Annotated in this window: 1 protein-coding gene; it reads right to left on the bottom strand. The window is 65.1% G+C overall.

Annotation, left to right across the window (positions count from 1 at the left end):
* On the bottom strand, positions 1-1,018 hold a 1,018-nt coding region (locus C6P61_RS17380), incomplete at its 3' end, for an NAD(P)/FAD-dependent oxidoreductase (protein ID WP_146115102.1).
* Positions 1,019-1,204 lie beyond the last annotated feature (186 nt).

Here is a 1,204-nt window from a genome sequence, read left to right as displayed (position 1 = left end):
AGCCCGCGTCGCAGCCGACCAATGCGCCGCCCGGGAACACGGTCTTCGGCAGCGAGTGCAGGCCGCCGGCGACGATGGCGCGCGCGCCGTAGCCGATGCGCTTGCCGCCTTCCAGATGCGCGCGAATAGACGGGTGCGTCTTCCAGCGCTGCATCTCCTCGAACGGGGACAACCAGGGGTTCTGGTAGTCCAGGCCGACGACGAAACCAAGCGTGACCTTGTTGCCCTCCAAGTGATAGAGGAAGCCGCCGCCGTAGGTCTGGCCGTCGAGCGGCCAGCCGGCGGTGTGCACCACCAGGCCGGGCTTGGCCTGCTCGGCCGGGATTTCCCACAGTTCCTTGATGCCGATGCCGTAGGTCTGCGGGTCCTTGCTAGCGTCGAGCTGGAAATGCGAGATCAGCGACTTGCCCAGGTGACCGCGCGCGCCTTCGGCGAACACGGTGTACTTGGCGTGCAGCTCCATGCCGATCTGGAACGCGTCGGTCGGCTCGCCATCCTTGCCCAGGCCCTGGTGGCCGGTGGCGACACCCTTGACCGAGCCGTCCTCGTTGAACAGCACTTCGGACGCGGCAAAGCCCGGGAAGATCTCGACCCCCAGCGCTTCAGCCTGCTCGCCGAGCCACTTGGTCACCGCACCCAGGCTGATGACGTAGTTGCCGTCGTTGTGGAAGCAGTCGGGGATCAGCCAGTCGGGCGTCTTCTTGACGCCAGTCGGAGACAGGAACAGCACCTCGTCGCCAGTGACCGGCTGGTTCAACGGCGCGCCCTGCGCCTTCCAGTCGGGCAGCAGTTCCGTGATCGCCTGTGGGTCCATCACGGCGCCCGACAGGATATGGGCGCCGGGCTCGGAGCCTTTTTCGAGCACGCAGACGTTGACCTCGCTGCCCTTCTCGGCGGCGAGTTGCTTCAAGCGGATCGCGGTCGCCAGGCCGGCCGGGCCGGCGCCCACGATCACCACGTCATATTCCATCGCTTCGCGCGGGCCGTATTGTTCGAGCAGGGTCGGGGGGGTTCTCATGTCAAAGTCATCCTCTGATTTGTCATCTTGTTGGGTCGGATTATCCCGTACCGCCGAACAGGCCGGCAGCAGGTCCGACCCAGGCGCCAAACCGCAACCGAGTCGCGCAGGCGGCCCGATGCAGGCCGAAAAAATCTTGATGGAAATGGCAGGACAATGGCCTGCTTAGAGCGTGTTATGAACTTT

Origin of the sequence: Malikia spinosa (assembly GCF_002980625.1) — a bacterium.
Classification (GTDB): domain Bacteria; phylum Pseudomonadota; class Gammaproteobacteria; order Burkholderiales; family Burkholderiaceae_C; genus Malikia; species Malikia spinosa.
Note: the sequence above shows the minus strand (reverse complement) of the source record. Positions and strands in the feature narration are given on the sequence as shown.